We start from the raw sequence: 17,579 nt of genomic DNA on the forward strand, positions 1-17,579 counted from the left end.
CCAGCAAAAAATAAACCACCCTTTTGAGGGTTAGGGTCATTCAGTTCTTTAAAACTTTAGTATATAACTCTTTGATAAATTGTTTTTGATTTCCTGCTAAACCTTATGTGTTTAAGCGACATTCGACACCCCGGCTATCGCCACCCCTCTGACCAGAGGGGGTTTATAAATAAGTATTTTTCCAAAAATGGTCATTTCTAAAATAATAATATAAATTTATGATTATTAGTCAATTATGAGCAAAATGAATTTTGCACGCATCAGAACGTAGGTTAACCTACGCTCAGCACTTCATAGCGTATGATATACAATATTTAGATTTAAAGCTTAGATCGTGAGGCTCGGCGTAGGTTAACCTACGTCGTTGTGTCACTAAAGTTTACTTTGAAATATAAAAAAAGGTGTGTGTAAATCTTAGCTCTGCTAGAGGGCAAGTTGCGTCTTTTTAGAGCCCCCCCTTCACTTTTTTTTATCTATTTTATAACCGTAAATTTATTTGTTCCGATTACCTTATCAGCCGTGAATCTAATAAAATAAGATCCTGAACTCAAATATGCCGTATTAATTGTAACTCTGTCGGAATTAATTACTTTTCCTTTTCTGACTTGATTTCCTAAAATATCCTGAATAATATACTCAAAGTCTTTTACCTGACTGAATCTTAAATTGATCTCATCATTTGCAGGGTTGGGATACAATGCAATTGATATTTTGTTCAGACTAGAATTTGTACTACTCACCACTTTAAATTGACTTCCCGCCCCAATACAACCATCTGCTAGATAAGTCGTGTAGAATTCAGCATATTTTTTGATGTTGTAATCGAAAAATTCAGCCTCATGAAGTTTCACATCTGTCGGCTGGATATTGACGTGTTTATTTACCGGATTGGGATTCAATACACCATTGCTGAAGATAGAAAACACTTTGAGACTGTCGTAGATATTATCTATTCCGGCATTTGTAAACAAAGCTTGAGCTTCTTGTTCTCCAAAATAAAACCTAACACCAGTCAGACCTGTCGGTTGAACTGCAGGTGTAAGTAACCAGTGTCTGTTCATCACAAACCATTTACTTGCATCATTTACATATTGTGCATTTGGCAATTTTGAATATAAAGGAGTTGTGGGAATTCTAATACTAACTGCCTCCGGCAAAACTTCATCTCCCGGATTTAGCTTTAGAGACATGATCATTAACTCGTAAGCTCCTAATGGATTCTTATCAGCAGAAATGCTATAATGAGTCCATCCTTCACCATCTGTGCAAGCCACATTCGCTTTATAGATCTTAATGGCTTCAGGAATTCTCAACGGACTGCAAACGGGAGCCGCACCACAAATAGTTAATCCCCATTGCTCTAGCACACCACCTTGACTGCCAGAATCATCATTTACCAACATTACGTAATTATTATTAGCATTGCTACCATTGAAGACAGAAAGCGGGGTAGTGGGCTTAATAGCGATATTACCAAGACCCAGTATATCTACATTTTCATCACAAGGAATACCCTCGATCTCTGATCTGTCATCAAAAGAAAGGTCTATGATACGATCACCTGAACAATCTTTATCGAATAAAATAGATTCTAAACCATCATTGTTTTTCAATGTCATTGATAGACCACTTACCTCATTATGAGATCCTCTTATGGCATTAACGCTAATGGAAGAAACTTTTTCGAAAGGAATATCAGAAGCATTAATTGTATCTGTTACTTCGATTGCATTGATAGGTGTAGTCATGAATGGTTGTGAAAAGATCTGATTACATTGTTCAGTTCTAAATACATAAGATGCAGAATAACTAGAGAATCCGCATTGTCCAAGAGTTCTGACTCTCCAATAATAAGTGGTTCCTGATTCTAATGAAACAGATAAACCCGTATTTACTTCTGATAAATCCACAAGCGTAGCTATAATATTTGTAAATAGCTTATCCTTAGCTATTTCCACTGTATAGGTAACGATTTCACTGGTCACAGGATTCCATTTAAGCTGCACTTGTGTGCTTACATTTTCACTGTAGTTGGAAGGCGAGTTTAACACAGGGCTTAGAGGCAGTGCAATACTGGTTATTTCTATGGATTTTACAATATTTAAAGCTGGAGTAGAAAATTTTAATTGTAATTGCTTCACTCCAGCTGCTGAATTATTGTTAATAATGGTCACCAAAATTGAATCTTCAGTATATAAAGTATCATTCGAAAATAGTACTTTGATACCTTGAATTGTATTAAATGTACTTACTAAAATAGTATCAGGTGTTAGATCCAGTGTTTTGGCACTTACATAGAATGATAATGTATCCAAGGCGCACAACATTACAGAAGTAGCATTCACATCCACGGTAAATGGAGGAAAACCATCCTTAATCGTGAAATTATTATTTGATATATCGAAAAATACATTGCCTACAGCAGCTACTTTGATTCTCATGCTGTCTCCTACAATCTGTGGCAATATAACCTCTGCAGAACCATCATTTTCAGTTTCTAGAAGCGAATATGGATAGGTATATCCACCATCTTTTGATAATAAAATATTAACTCTGGAACAGTTTATAGGGCTTTGATCAGTAAGTGAAACATCCCAAGTTACAGTTTGCGGTACACTTGAAAACCATGTAACATTCTTGTCATTTGGATTATTTACCAGGAAAGGACCTTTGTTAGCATCGACAGTTAATTTATCAAATGCCTGAGAGTGTCTGGCACCGTCAGTAATATCTTCTCGAACTGTAACTACAAAATTAATATCTCTTGCTACTGCAGATAGAGACTCCCAAGTATTCAAAGAATTATTTACAATATATTCAATTTTCGGAAATGTTCTGATTCCGGAGGGAACTGCATCGTAAGATCGGAATAATGGCCCCAATTTATTCGAAGGAAGCGGAGGTTGAACTTCTGCTACTTCATTGTCATATTGGTCCCACCAGTATAATAAAGGATATTCACTTGTCGCAGATGCTTCCATCTCAAAAGGGGTCAATTTCGGGATAATATGATTTCCTGAAGTAGTATTTATCACTGGCTTTGTCCCAGGTAGAATAGTCTTGGATGGACAACTATTACCTGTGCCATTCACTATATAATTACCCATTTCCAATATGTTATGGCCATGAAAATATGCATCACTATGTTGTTGTACATCAGGAGCACAAATTCCTGCATAACCCATGATAGTTGAAGCACTACCCGGTTCAAAAGATGCAGAATCGTCTCTATTACAATTATTATTCTGAGTATGTGATCCACTCATCTGATGACCTATCTCATGAGCTACATAATCTATATCAAAAGCGTCATTGACAGGAGATCCTGAACCTGTTCCACCTCCGGCTTTCCGGTTATTTTTACAAACTACAGCATACCCTGCCAACCCTCCGCCACCAGTGCTAAATATATGACCAATGTCATAATTAGCAGAACCGATCTTTTCATCGCATTGATTTTGATTTTCATCCAGTTGAGTTCCTACATCATTATTATCGTAAGGATCAGTGGAAGGGTTAAGATATATAAGTGTATCGTTCTTGTCGACTATTTCGAATCTCACTGCAAAGTCGTGTTCATATACAAAGTTGACCCTATTGATAGTAGTGTTCATCGCAGAAACGACCATCTCTTTTGTTCCACCATGGAATTGCGCATATTCACCTGTGCAGGATATAGCTATTCTATATGTTCTGAAATTATTATCGGATACTCTAATATCATTAGAGTCGAAGTTAAGACTTTCTTTTTCAGATTCATCATTTACCAGACATGCGAAATTATTTGTCCTGACAAGGTCAGTTTTTTTATAAACAATGTAGTTGATTGTGTTTTTATCCAATGCCGGATCTATGAAGACTAGATCCGCACCTTTTTGGATCATTGCATGAAAGCCCTGATAAGTCACGTCTATTCTTCCTTGCACCCTTTCATCATTTATGGCTTTGATGATGTAACTTTTTATTTCCGAATATTTTGAAGCTAATCCCGGAGCTAGAGCGCTGGAGGAAATTACATTAAAATCGATCATCTTACCACCGGGCATTGGCAGCGAGAGGATAGGAGCAATCACATCTCTATCTTTTGCCTCAGGTGCATTGGATATTTGATTCTTTAATCCTTTGAGGTCCAGAGAATAATATTCAGCTTTAGTTGTTTTTATTCTAAGAGAATGACTTTTTTCAATTGGTTGCCATTTTTGCCAATTAGATGTTTGGCCAAAACTTAGGTTGACTATAAGACATAAAATCAATAGATTTAAATACTTCATATACTGAATTGATTATTATTTGAATAAAAAGAGGAATAATATTTTGTGCAATATTAGTATGCAAAAATAAAAATGATATACAATTAATTGAAACTAAATATTATTTGAATTTCCCTATAGGTGAATTTGTTTATAAATACTGATATTTAGCTTTGAAAACGCACCAGTATATTCCTTGCTATGTCTAATGATATATTCGATTCTACGCTTTCATTTGAAAGGATTTTTAGAGATTTGTCAAATTCGAAACGTTCAAGTATAGTAATTTTGGTACCCAATTCAATTTTTTGACTGTCTAAATATTTTAAAAATGGAGGACTTTGGTTTAAAAGCCCTACGACATTCACTTTTGTATTCATATTAACTTCAGATAACGGAAATCTGCTCCTCAACACAAACTTTCCACTCTTATCAGGAATCGGGTCCCCGAGTGGATCATATTTTGGAAATGACAAGTATTTCTCAAGTTCATCTATCATCTTTTCAGATTGTACATGTTCTAATATATCTGAAGTCTCCTGGAGTTCATCCCATGTAAAGTTTAATTTTTCAACTAAAAAAACTTTCCACAACCTGTTTCTGCGAATCAGTTGTGTGGCAATTGAATTGCCATTTTGTTTTAAGGAGACTCCTTTATATTTTTCATAATGAACTATTCCTTTTTCGTGCAACCTTTGGATCATATCCGTTACAGAAGCAGGTGTGGTCTTCATTTGGTCAGATATTGAGTTGGTACTTACTAAAGTTCCGGTTCGCTCGAATATGCGGTATATCGCCTTTATGTAGTCTTCCTCTGATTGTGTTAATAACATCGATTTGTCGAGTTTAATAAATTTAATAACAGATGTATATGTGATCAATTAGTGATAAATTTAGGTAAGTCTAAATTAAAATTGAAATATTTGTGCGTTCTTGTGGAAAGAAATATTTTATTTTAGCATGATTGACTTATCTTTCAAAATGACATTCAATGAAAACAAAAGCTGATATAATTAACAATTGGTTACCTAGATACACTGGCAGATCAATTGAAGAATTTGGGAAATTTATTATCCTTGTTAATTTCAAAGATTATGTGGTGCGCTTTGCAGAGACCTATAATGTGCCGATCACAGGAGAAGACCGAGCTATGCAGAGTGCTTCATTTGACGATATTACAATCATTAATTTCGGCATGGGCAGTCCGAATGCAGCCACCATCATGGACCTATTGGAGGCTATTACTCCACATGCTGTATTGTTTTTAGGGAAATGCGGAGGTTTGAAAAAAGTAAATAAAGTTGGAGATCTAATTTTACCCATAGCTGCAATAAGAGGAGATGGTACATCTGATGATTATTTTCCAAGAGAAGTACCAGCCTTGCCAGCATTTGCGCTCCAAAAATCTATTTCTACAGCTATTCGAGAAAATGAAAGAGATTATTGGACGGGTGTTGTATTTACAACCAATAGAAGAGTTTGGGAATGGGACGAAGATTTTAAAGAATACCTTTCCGCTATAAGAGCTATGGCTATAGACATGGAGACTGCTACAATTTTTTCTGTTGGATTTCACAATAGAATTCCTACAGGAGCCCTACTTTTAGTCTCCGATATCCCAATGTTTCCTGAAGGGGTCAAAACCGATGAAAGTGATAAACATGTAAATCAAAATTATGTGACAGATCACCTTACGATAGGTATTAAATCACTAATCATGCTAAAGGAAAATCATAAAACCGTCAGACATCTAAAATTCTAAATTGTCAATCTAAGCAATGTTTTTAGTACTGATATGGTATTCGCTTGTCGAATTTATTTCATGGTTAGATATTTCAAAGTTAACTTTACAAAATAATTTCTAACTATTGAATATTGCACATATTTTTTGGGAAAGTTCTGTCCAGGCTTTGTCTGAACTCAGAAATAATAAGATGAGAACATTTCTATCTCTCCTTGGTATAATGATAGGTATATTTTGTATCATAGCCGTGCAAGCAGCTGTAGATTCACTTGAGAATAATATCAGGGGTAGCTTCGATAAATTGGGCAACGATGTACTATATATCGATAAAAGACCCTGGAGCGATGATGGAGGGAGTTGGTGGAAATATCAACGTCGTCCAAAGCCTTCTTATAGTGATTTTGAAGCTATAAAAGAAAAAAGCAAATTGACTGAGCAGGTTTCATACAGTGCTTTTATAGGAAATAAAGTCGTTAAATTTCAGAAAAACTTTATAGAAGGCTCCTTTATTATAGGCGTAACAGAAGATTATGGAGGCATTTTTAATATTGAAATTGCTTCCGGTCGCTTTTTTAATCGCAATGATGTTATCAATGGAACGAATACTGTAGTCATAGGATATGAAGTCGCTCAAGGTTTATTTGGACCAGCAGATCCAATAGGGAGGATCGTAGTATTGGGCGGCAAAAAACTCCAGGTAATTGGTGTGATAGCTAAAACCGGAAAGAGCTTGATTAACCCTCTCGATTTCGATGAAGCATGTCTTGTTTCTTATAAGACTGCTCAGTTCTATATTAATCTTAGAGGAGGATCTTTCTTTGCTTCTATTAATGCTAAGGCAAAAAAAGGAATTGATATTGCTGATTTTAGAGACGAAATAACTGGTTTACTAAGGGCTGAACGCAGGATCAAGCCAATGGATGAAAGTAATTTCGCCATCAATGAATTGAGCATGTTGAATAAAATATTTGACAGTGTTTTTGGTGTTTTAAAACTTGCAGGACTAATCATTGGTGGCTTTGCCATCTTGGTTGGTATGTTTAGCGTCGCCAATATTATGTTTGTTTCAGTAAAAGAAAGAACCCACATCATTGGCATTAAAAAAGCGATTGGCGCGACAAGAAATGTCATTCTACTTGAATTTTTAATTGAATCAGTGGTATTGTGTATCCTCGGCGGAATATTAGGTTTAATATTTGTGTTCGGCGTTTTAAAGGTAGCCAGTGCTTTAACTGAATTTGAAATGACGCTTTCTATAAGCAATATATTGGTTGGATTGGTCCTTTCCATTCTTGTAGGTATTCTTGCAGGTGTGATACCTGCTTTTAATGCTGCAAAGATGGATCCCGTCGAAGCAATCAGACAAGGTTAAACAATACCTGATCATATATGAAACCTCAAGTAAATTTTACTGAATCCTTTGCATTACTTGATATAAGAGTTGGAACTGTCATCTCTGCCATTACATTTGAAAAGGCAAGGAATCCCTCTTATAAAATTGAAGTTGATTTTGGCCCGGATATTGGTATTAAAAAAAGTAGTGCACAGATCACACATTATTATGAAACTTCCGCTCTGATTGGCACTCAGATAATTGCAGTAATAAATTTTCCACCAAGAAATATAGCAGGCTACATGTCAGAGTTTCTAATATTGGGTATATACGATAATGGAGGTGGAGTGATCCTTTTAAGACCTGACAGAGCAGTCGACAATGGCTCAGAAATAGGCTAATAGGACAAAATTATTGAAGTGTTTTTACTATACTTTAACACTTGTTAATTGAAATTTAGAAGAATAATAATTATAAAAGTTTACTTTTACGCCTTCTAAAATTTGTTATCGTGCACAAACACATCATATTATTTTCTTTTTTACTGATTAATATTGCTTCATACTCACAGCGCACCATCCTAAGAGGTAACGTCTATGATAAAGAAGATGGTAATTCTATCATATCTGCTTCCGTATCTGTAATTGGTACCAATCTTCTTGATCTTACAGACAATAATGGTTATTTTAATCTTACTGATGCCCCCTCTGGTCTTCAGAAATTAATGATCACATATGTCGGTTATGATACTTTAATAGTAGATATAGATGTTAAGAATCTTGCAGTTACCTATAAGAAACTATATATTGAGACTTCTACTCAATTACTTGATGAAGTTCAGATCACTGCCGGGAGCATAGAGAAAAGAACAGAAGTGAAAGCAGGTGTGATCACCATAAGCCCGAAACAAATTAAGCAGTTACCATCCATAGGTGGGGATGCAGACATTGCACAATACCTTCCAGTGTTACCAGGTATTGTGAGCACAGGAGACCAGGGTGGACAGATATACATCAGAGGGGGAGCACCCATCCAGAATAAGATCATGATAGATGGAATGACCATATTCAATCCATTCCATAGCATAGGAATATTTTCAGTATTTGAGACAGAAGCAATAAAAACAATAGATGTAAATAGTGCCGGTTTCAATGTAGAGCATGGAGGCAGAGTTTCTGCTGTCGTAGATATTAAGACAAAGGAAGGGAATAAAAAAAGAATAAGTGGAGTAGTAGGGGTGAGTCCTTTTAATGCAAAGGCTGTGCTGGAAGGCCCTATTGTTCCTTTGAAAGAAGATAAGGCATTTTCCGCATCTTATTTACTTTCCTTTAAAAAGTCATTACTAGAAAAGACTTCTAAAACGCTATACAGCTATGCTAATGAAGATGGTCTTCCATTTGCGTTTACAGATTATTATGGAAAGTTGAACTTCTCTCTTGACAATGGTAGTAAAATCGATCTTTTTGGTTTTAATTTTAATGATGATGTCAATTATACATCTACCACTAAGTTTAAATGGGTTAACAGCGGCGGAGGTATAAATTTTGTTTTGAATCCTGCCGGTTCTAACTATACTTTAGGAGCGATTGCCAATTTTACAAAATACAACATTGAGCTTAACGAATTCGAACAAAATCCAAGAACATCTGAGTTGTCCAATTATTTCTTTGGTGTAAATATTACAAATTACAAACCTAAGTCCGAACTTCAATTCGGGATAGAACTAGCCGGTAATACCACTGACCTGAATTATACAAATTTCCTAAAAAATACAATTGCCAGAAAAGATAATACTACTGAACTTTCTTTCTTTTTCAAAGATAAGCTGTTACTTGGCGACCTTGTAATAGAGCCGGGAGTTAGGTTGCAATATTATGCTTCTCTAGGTAAATTCAGCCCTGAGCCAAGAATAGGGATGAAATATAATGCAACTAAAACTTTACGCTTCAAAGGTGCTGCAGGTCTTTATTCACAAAATGTTCTTAGTACTGTGGACGACAGAGACGTGGTCAATCTTTTTAGTGGCTTTCTTTCAGGTCCGGAGGAGTCAATATATGATTACAGTAAAAACGAGTATGTTAATAACGTACTCCAAAAAGCATGGCATGTGGTTTTCGGAGTTGAATATGATGTCAACCAATACCTTGAGCTGAATCTTGAACCATATTATAAGAACTTCAATGCGTTATTAAATATCAATCGCGCCAAGGCTAAGAAAACTGATCCTGATTATATAGTTGAAACAGGTAAGGCATATGGAATTGATTTTACAGCTAAGTATTCTAGAGGAAGGTACTATTTATGGGGTACTTACTCATATGGTAACGTTACCAGAGATGATGGCAGGCAGGAATATCCTACTATTTATGATCGAACGCATAATGTCAACCTTTTAGGTTCGGTAGCTTTTGGAAAGACAAAATCTCTGGAATTGAGTGTCAGATTTAATTATGGAACTGGATTCCCTTTCACCAGAGCCATTGGATTCTTCGATCAGATTCCATCTACTGATCTTGGAACAGATTTCGTTTCAACAAATGGCCAAATTGGCATTCTGTACGAAAGTAAAAGAAATCAAGGTAGATTACCTGATTATATGCGTATTGATGTCTCTGCTAAGAAAATATTTAAGTTTGGCAAACACTCAAGATTAGAAATAAACGCAAGTATATCCAATGTGACAGACAGAGATAATATCTTCTATGTCAACAGAATCTCATATGAGCGTATCAACCAATTGCCAATACTTCCGAGTGCCGGACTTAACTTCTTCTTTTAAATAAAACTTAATATCATGTTGAAATATGTTTTCCTTTTAGTTATTCATCTTTCAGCATCGGCCCTCATTGCTCAGAGTTTACCTAAAAACTTTGCTGCCGGTGAAAGAGAAGCTATGCCTCAGTATCTTGCTAATACCATCAAGGAAGCTAAAACAGGTAGATCCGGAAAACTTGATTTTCCTGTAAGAAGTATGGCGGAGTGGGAAGAATTGAGCGGCCTCATAATCTCTTGGGATAATGGCTTCAAGGATATTCAGGCAGAAATCGTTAGAAATACAATCCCTCAATGTAAAATTATCATAGCATGTACCAATGCAAGCACTGTTAAGAGTTTTTTAGAATCTAAGGGCATCTCTGATTCTGTAAACGTTCAGTATGTCATCGGTAAATACAACTCAATTTGGGTAAGAGATTATGGCCCCAATACTGTATATGCCAGAGATGTGGATTCCTTTTATCTTGTTGATTGGATCTACAATCGCCCAAGATATCAGGATGACACACTTGCACGTCAGCTCTCCAGATCACTCCAATTACCTCTGATAGAAACAAATGAAGCTCCGCTTGATCTAGTCCACACCGGCGGAAACTATATGTCTGATGGCCTTGGCACTGCATTTAGTTCCTTACTAGTTATGGATGAAAATGGCCCAAATAGTGATTTTGGCTTTTCTGATCATACCGAAGCTGAAGTAGATACCATCATGCATGACTTCATGGGAACAAAAGTGTATCCTAAGATGAATACCCTTCCATATGATGCGATTCATCACATAGATATGCACATGAAGATCCTTGATGAGCAAACGATTTTGGTAGGTAAGTATCCTAATGATGTTGCTGACGGAAAGCAGATCAATGCAAATATTGATTACGTTCTATCTAATTTTACAAATACATTTGGCAAACCTTACCGAATTGTATATATGCCAATGCCTCCCGGACCTAATGGTAAATACCCTGATCAAAATGGCAATTATAGGACTTATACAAATTCTGTATTTGTAAATAAAACAGTTCTGGTACCTTTTTATGCCGAACAATATGATACAATTGCTCGAAGAATATATGAAGAAGCACTTCCTGGATACAATATTGTAGGCATAGATTGCAATAAAATAATTCCATCCCTAGGAGCCATTCATTGTATCACAAAAGAAGTTGGTGTTAATGATCCTTTGATGATCGCAGTGGATGCAATTTTGCCTATAATAGATGCTAAAGTAACGGTAGAACGAGATGTTCACGCTATAGTAAAAAATAGGACTGGAATTGAAAAAGTAATGTTGTATTATCAATTGGAAGAAGTAACAGAACTTTGGGATAGTATAGAGATGAACATTGAGAACAATTTGACATCTTTGTACATCGCCAACATTCCTGAATTTAAAAATACAGCTAGATATTTTATCAAAGGATTTGCAAAATCCGGGAAAACGATCACACGTCCTATGACAGCCCCATCAGGTTTTTATACATCTAAAACTTTACAAACTAGCTCATCAGATGAAATTAATTCAACTAATCACATAGAAGTCTATCCGAACCCTGCTACTTCTATGACTTTAGTTGATGTTCATTTATCTTCAAGAGATAGAATTCACATTGGTTTGTATGATGCTGCTGGCAAAATGGTTAAAACATTGTTTAATGGCAATTATCAACCAAACCAACAAAAGTTGTTTTTTGATGCCTCCGCTTTCCTTCCCGGTGTCTATTTCATAAAGGCTGAAGGTAAGAATCAATTGAACATTGTCCCATTGGTGGTCAACTAGAATTTAGTTAAATTCTTATATTAGATAAAATAATAATATATTTGCGGAACAATTATGACGTTTATTATTGTTTGATGTCATATGGTGAATGAAATTTCATTAAATTTTCGTTACATCATTATAGCATTTATTAAGTATTATGAGAAAATTACAATTAGCATCTTTAACACTGCTGTTTACATTAGTTGGTCTTACACAAGCTCGCGCCACAGGTGATTCAGTTACAGTATTGAGTTACCTTGACACCATTTTCATTCAGAATGATAGTATTTTTGGTAAATATTTTATGCATCGTGTGGCGCCAAAACAAACTTTGTATTCACTATGCAGGTTTTATGGTCTAAAAACAACCCAGCTTCAAGAATTAAACCCAGCACTTAAGGTAAGAATGATCCAGGTGGATGAATTATTGAAAGTTCCTATTAGTGCAAAACTTATTAGAGTAACTGAACTGCCAAAAAATAGGGCTTCCTTTACTCCAGTTTTTTATGAAGTTAAACCCAGTGAAGGTTTATTAAATATTTCGCGCAATTATTTTGGGATTAAGCCTGAAAAGTTAATGAAGCTTAATGGTATGACGAGTCCAGAGCTTAAATTGGGCCAATTACTTCTGTTGGGTTGGGTTCCCTTAGACATATTTAGCAAAAAAGTAGAAACACCGGCAATTATAGTTGCGGATAAAAATGTATCCGCATCAAAAGCTAATCCGACAAGCACGAAAACACCTCCAAATATATCATCTACGAAAGCTCCCATTACTGAGACAAGTCCTAAGAGCACCGAAAAAGATAAAGCCATTATAAAGGCTACAATTACCGAAGCGGTTGCCAAAGTCGAAAAGGAAGAAGCTAAAACAAATACTCCAGCATCAAATAAAGAAAAATTTGAAGTAGCTTCGACATTTCTTAAGCGCAATAATGAGCAAGGTGCAGCTTTCTGGCATAAGGAATTAAAAGGCAGTAAGGGTTTATATGTCCTGCATAAATCTGCAGCAGTAGGAAGTATTATCAGCATCACGAATCCAATGTTTAATACAACTATCTATGCAAAGGTAGCAGGTACCATACCGGCTAACACTTATCCTGATGATATCAAAGTGATTGTATCTCCAGAAGTTGCTGCTAAACTCGGCGCAAAGGATGCTAAGTTTTTTACAAGAATATCCTATCTCAAATAAGGATATATTTCAAGGCATATCATGTGTTGGTAAACTTTATGAATTAATTAAGAATATCAAATTCTGACATTTGTTATCTTTAATTTTAATTTAAAAAGATTAGCAAATGAAATATTTTATTTCTTTATTACTATTCCTTTTTTCTCTTTCTAACGTTAAGTCGCAAAAGGTTTATTCAGTTTCCTATGAAAATCAAGCAGATGTTAAAGTATATATCGTAAAGTACGAAAACCAGGCTGATCTAAAAGTCTACAAAGTAAAATATGAAAATCAAGCCGGTAAAAATGACGGGAAGTGGTTTTTTACAAATTACAGCAATCAATCTCAAAAAGAAATCTACTTCGTGCCATACGAGAATCAAGCTGATCTCAAGATCTATTATGTAGATTATGAAAATCAAGCTGGTTGGAATAATTCCTCAAAAAAAAGTTTGTTGGATTGAAAAGTTTTCAGAATGCAACACTCAAAAATTTTGTCTTTTATGAAAATCTTCACAAAAATCTGAGTTTATGATTTTCGTTATTAATTAATGCTTTACTTTGATTCATTAAAGCGAAATTTATTTAATGACTAACCGTGCCAATGAATACAGCATCGACAGAACTGTTCCGGAGTTATCCTATGGAGTCCTTCTAAAACATTCTGCAGGATTCGCGGATACTAACTCCCGTGGTTATTTCAATATTGTTCCATCAATCATTGATATAGATTTTGGATTGTTTACTAATCCTTCAATAGGTTTAGAGTATCCTATTGTTTCTGTCAGCCAACTTTCCGATTCTTTAATTTTAAACTGTCCTTGCGGAGAGTCTAAGCGAAAGATGTGCAGTCATCAGTTTCAGGTAATTCAAAACATCATAAGGCATCCTTATCTGCGCATTTTTTTTGATACAGCTATGAGGAAAGCCAAGATTATTGAGACAGCAAAAAATTACGGAATAGATGATGAAGTTGAATGTGAGTTATATTTTGATCTGGTTTATTTAGCACAAAGCTATGAGATAAGACCTAAAATCAAGGAATTAGTTAGGTTTGATAAAGCTGAGCACGAAGCTTTAAGTTTAAAGTTACTTCCTCAAGAACCATCAAAACCATTTAATCCTGCAAGTGATTCTTCAAAGAAAATTGTGGCATTTACAAAGCATAAATATTATGAACAAATAAGTGCCGAAATAATTGAGGTAGAGACCGGCAAGAATGGCAAGATCAAAAGCCCGTTGCTAATACTTGATCCCCTGGAATTAATTAATAATACAGAGGTCATCGCATATGTAAAATTTTATGCAGCAGTCGCAAAACTGCAAAATGTCCATGGAGGTGGGGATGCAAAAGTTGAAATTGAGGCCTTAAAACAATTGCTTTTAAATCCTTTGGGATTGGAATTTTATTTCCATGATAAAATAATTTCAGATACAATTACAATTAATTCATTAAAACAAATTGAGTTATTTCCATTAAAAAATGACGTTCAATTAAATGTTTTTCAAAAAGAGCCATTCTACGAGATCACTGGTGAAATAACGATCCGCGACAAACAAATACCTTTTAAGGAATTGGCAATTAGGTATAAATACTTTATTGAATTAAAAAATAAATGGTATTTAATTCCAAATACTGACTTACTGCGAGTCATTGATTATTTTAAATCAAATAATGAAATAGTAATTATTCACAAATCTAAATTTGATGAATTTAAATCTTCTATTCTTGATGAATTAGAAAATCAAATTTCAATTAATTATGCATTTATAAAAGCTGCAAGTAAGAAGCAAATCGCTTCTATAATGCACGAAAGTGACATTCATCGTATCATTTATCTTACTGACCAGGAACATTTTATCAACATTACTCCTGTAGTAAGATATGGACAAGTTGAAATCCCGGTGTTTTCAAGGAAGCAAATCTATGATAAAGACCAGAACGGAAATTTATTTAAAGTTGAAAGAGATGATCAACTCGAGATTCATTTTACTTCCTTATTATTAAGACAGCATCCGGAATTTTCTGAGCAATTAAATGAATTTCAATATTTCTATTTGCACAAGGATAAATTTCTGGATGAAGACTGGTTCCTAGGCGCATTTGAAACCTGGCGCAACGAAGGAATTATAATACTTGGATTCAATGAATTAAAAAAGAACAAATTAAATTCGAATAAAGCCAATATTTCTATAAGTGTGAATAGTGGAATTGATTGGTTTAATATACATGTGAATGTTAAATTCGGCAAACAAAAAGCGAATTTGAAACAGCTCTACAAAGCAGCCAAAAGCAAGAGTAAATATGTACAATTGGACGACGGGAGTCAGGGTATTATTCCGGAGATCTGGCTTAAGAAATTTGCTGATTTTTTCAATGCCGGCGAGGTATTGGAGGAAATGATCCTGGTGCCTAAGATCAATTTTACTGAATTAAGTGAACTGTTTGAAGATGAAGTATTAAGTCGGGAAGTCAGCGTTGAGATAGAGAACTACAAAAGCAAATTTACAAAGCTAGAAAACATACCTGAAGTTAAGGTTCCTGATAATTTGAAAGCTAAATTAAGACATTATCAGGAGGATGGATTAAATTGGTTAAACTTCCTGGATGATCACAATTTCGGTGGATGCCTTGCTGACGATATGGGCCTGGGTAAAACTGTGCAGGTCATTGCATTTATTCTTTCACTCAGAGAAAAACATCTTAACAATACCAATTTGGTTGTCGTCCCGACTTCTTTACTTTTCAACTGGCAGGATGAGGTCAGTAGATTTGCACCAGATCTGAAGATCTATACAAATTATGGAGCGAATAGGCCAAAAAGCAACTCAGAATTTTCAAAATTTGAGATTATACTGACTACCTATGGCATGATGTTGTCGGACATAAGATTTCTAAAAGAATTTGACTTCAATTATGTCATACTTGATGAATCTCAGGCTATTAAAAATCCGGAGTCTGAAAGGTATAAAGCTGCAAGACTGCTGAAAGCGCGCAATAGATTAGTGTTGACAGGAACACCAATTGAGAACAATACTTTTGATATTTATGGGCAACTATCATTTGCTTGTCCTGGATTGCTTGGCAATAAATTGTATTTCAGTCAGGTGTATTCTAATCCGATTGATCAATTTGAGGATGTTAGAAGATCTAAAGAATTGGAAGAAAAGATCCGGCCTTTTATATTGAGAAGGACTAAAAAGCAAGTAGCCACTGAATTACCTGCTAAGACTGAAATGGTTATTTATTGCCAAATGGGAGAAGAGCAACGCAGGATTTACGATAAGCATGAAACTGAATTAAGGGATTACATCACTGCCAAGGATGAGGCAGAATTGTCACGAAGCAATATGCATGTATTAGCAGGGTTGACGCGTCTTAGGCAGATTTGTGACAGCCCGGCGCTTTTAAAGGAAGAAGACGCCATTGGGGATCATTCTAGCAAGATCGATGTCCTCATTGATCAGATCCGGAACAAATCCGCTCAACATAAAATTCTTGTTTTTTCGCAGTTCGTCAGTATGTTGGATCTTGTAAGAAAGGAACTCGTGCATTTCGGAATTCCGCATGAATACCTTACCGGGCAAAGTAAAAACCGCGCTGCCAGCGTCAATGAATTTCAGAATAATGGCAACGTTAGAGTATTCCTAATCAGTTTAAAAGCTGGCGGAACTGGCCTAAATTTGACTGAGGCTGATTACGTCTATCTTGTAGACCCTTGGTGGAATCCTGCTGTAGAAAACCAGGCAATTGACCGCGTTTATCGCATTGGCCAAAATAAAAATGTCATAGCAGTTAGATTGATTTGCCCGGATACCATTGAAGAAAAAATCATGAAACTTCAAGAATCAAAAAGGAAGTTAGTGGGAGATCTCATCAAGTCTGAGCAGGGCGGTGGTAAGATGACGAAGGAAGAATTACTGGATATACTTTAAATATCTCTTCTTACATTATCCGTCACCCGATCATCCGATCATGCAATCACCTAATCACCTATTGTCTGAATCACGGATTAAACTGATTATTGGATTTCACGGATTTTTTAATTAGCAAATTTTGAATTCAAAGATACATTTTATCAGTTCCATCGCCCATCACCCATCACCCGATCACCCATTGTCTGAATCACGGATTAAAAGGATTATTGGATTTCACGGATTTTTTAATTAGCAAATTTTGAATTCAAAGATACATTTAATCAGTTCCATCGCCCATCACCCGATCACCCATTGTCTGAATCACGGATAAACGGATTATTGGATTTCAAGGATTTTTTAATTAGCAAATTTTGAATTCAAAGATACATTTTATCAGTTCCATCGCCCATCACCCATCACACATTGTCTGAATTACGGATTAAAAGGATTATTGGATTTCACGGATTTTTTAATTAGCAAATTTTGAATTCAAAGATACATTTAATCAGTTCCATCGCCCATCACCCGATCACACATTGTCTGAATCACGGATTAAAAGGATTATTGGATTTCACGGATTTTTTAATTAGCAAATTTTGAATTCAAAGATACATTTTATCAGAT

The 17,579-nt window shown here is 35.3% G+C and carries 10 protein-coding genes; 8 read left to right on the forward strand and 2 right to left on the reverse strand.

All coding sequences use genetic code 11. The annotated features are described in order from the left end of the window. Positions 1-473 precede the first annotated feature (473 nt). Positions 474-4,271, reverse strand: a complete 3,798-nt coding sequence (locus tag IPI15_RS05535; protein ID WP_287419434.1) for a reprolysin-like metallopeptidase — start codon at positions 4,269-4,271, stop codon at positions 474-476. Between the two features lie 146 nt (positions 4,272-4,417). Then, positions 4,418-5,083 carry a metal-dependent transcriptional regulator gene (locus IPI15_RS05540; RefSeq protein ID WP_287401281.1) on the reverse strand — a complete coding sequence of 222 codons (666 nt, stop codon included), beginning with the start codon at positions 5,081-5,083 and terminating at the stop codon, positions 4,418-4,420. A 158-nt stretch (positions 5,084-5,241) separates the two neighbouring features. On the opposite strand from IPI15_RS05540, the gene IPI15_RS05545 reads away from it, so the two are divergent. The 8 genes from IPI15_RS05545 (at position 5,242) to IPI15_RS05580 (ending at position 16,973) form a co-directional block, all read left to right on the forward strand. After that, positions 5,242-6,012 (forward strand): AMP nucleosidase, encoded by a 771-nt coding sequence (locus tag IPI15_RS05545; protein WP_287401282.1) that lies wholly within the window; start codon positions 5,242-5,244, stop codon positions 6,010-6,012. A 106-nt stretch (positions 6,013-6,118) separates the two neighbouring features. Next, positions 6,119-7,366 (forward strand): ABC transporter permease, encoded by a 1,248-nt coding sequence (locus IPI15_RS05550; RefSeq protein WP_287401283.1) that lies wholly within the window; start codon positions 6,119-6,121, stop codon positions 7,364-7,366. Positions 7,367-7,383: 17 nt separating this feature from the next. Continuing rightward, entirely contained in the window at positions 7,384-7,728 is a 345-nt protein-coding gene (locus tag IPI15_RS05555; protein ID WP_287401284.1) for a tRNA-binding protein, read from the forward strand. A 110-nt stretch (positions 7,729-7,838) separates the two neighbouring features. Beyond that, the gene (locus tag IPI15_RS05560) at positions 7,839-10,106 is read left to right on the forward strand and encodes a TonB-dependent receptor (RefSeq protein ID WP_287401285.1); all 2,268 of its coding nucleotides are present in this window, start codon (positions 7,839-7,841) and stop codon (positions 10,104-10,106) included. 15 nt (positions 10,107-10,121) lie between these two features. Next, positions 10,122-11,882 (forward strand): agmatine deiminase family protein, encoded by a 1,761-nt coding sequence (locus tag IPI15_RS05565; RefSeq protein WP_287401286.1) that lies wholly within the window; start codon positions 10,122-10,124, stop codon positions 11,880-11,882. Positions 11,883-12,021: 139 nt separating this feature from the next. After that, complete coding sequence (locus IPI15_RS05570) at positions 12,022-13,059, forward strand: LysM peptidoglycan-binding domain-containing protein (protein ID WP_287419435.1); 1,038 nt, start codon at positions 12,022-12,024, stop codon at positions 13,057-13,059. A gap of 106 nt (positions 13,060-13,165) precedes the next feature. Next, positions 13,166-13,501 carry a 7(1) septoil knot domain-containing protein gene (locus IPI15_RS05575; RefSeq protein WP_287401288.1) on the forward strand — a complete coding sequence of 112 codons (336 nt, stop codon included), beginning with the start codon at positions 13,166-13,168 and terminating at the stop codon, positions 13,499-13,501. 124 nt (positions 13,502-13,625) lie between these two features. Next, positions 13,626-16,973, forward strand: a complete 3,348-nt coding sequence (locus IPI15_RS05580) for a DEAD/DEAH box helicase (protein ID WP_287401289.1) — start codon at positions 13,626-13,628, stop codon at positions 16,971-16,973. Positions 16,974-17,579: the final 606 nt, after the last annotated feature.

Source organism: Candidatus Brachybacter algidus, from assembly GCF_016707225.1.
In the GTDB taxonomy this organism is placed as follows: domain Bacteria; phylum Bacteroidota; class Bacteroidia; order Chitinophagales; family Saprospiraceae; genus Parvibacillus; species Parvibacillus algidus.

Excerpts from the sequence above, each read along its gene's own strand:
- IPI15_RS05580 (WP_287401289.1), top strand. The coding sequence starts at position 13,626 with ATGACTAACCGTGCCAATGAATACAGCATCGACAGAACTGTTCCGGAG.
- IPI15_RS05555 (WP_287401284.1), top strand. The coding sequence starts at position 7,384 with ATGAAACCTCAAGTAAATTTTACTGAATCCTTTGCATTACTTGATATA.
- IPI15_RS05570 (WP_287419435.1), top strand. The coding sequence starts at position 12,022 with ATGAGAAAATTACAATTAGCATCTTTAACACTGCTGTTTACATTAGTT.
- IPI15_RS05565 (WP_287401286.1), top strand. The coding sequence starts at position 10,122 with ATGTTGAAATATGTTTTCCTTTTAGTTATTCATCTTTCAGCATCGGCC.
- IPI15_RS05575 (WP_287401288.1), top strand. The coding sequence starts at position 13,166 with ATGAAATATTTTATTTCTTTATTACTATTCCTTTTTTCTCTTTCTAAC.
- IPI15_RS05545 (WP_287401282.1), top strand. The coding sequence starts at position 5,242 with ATGAAAACAAAAGCTGATATAATTAACAATTGGTTACCTAGATACACT.
- IPI15_RS05535 (WP_287419434.1), bottom strand. The coding sequence starts at position 4,271 with ATGAAGTATTTAAATCTATTGATTTTATGTCTTATAGTCAACCTAAGT.
- IPI15_RS05540 (WP_287401281.1), bottom strand. The coding sequence starts at position 5,083 with ATGTTATTAACACAATCAGAGGAAGACTACATAAAGGCGATATACCGC.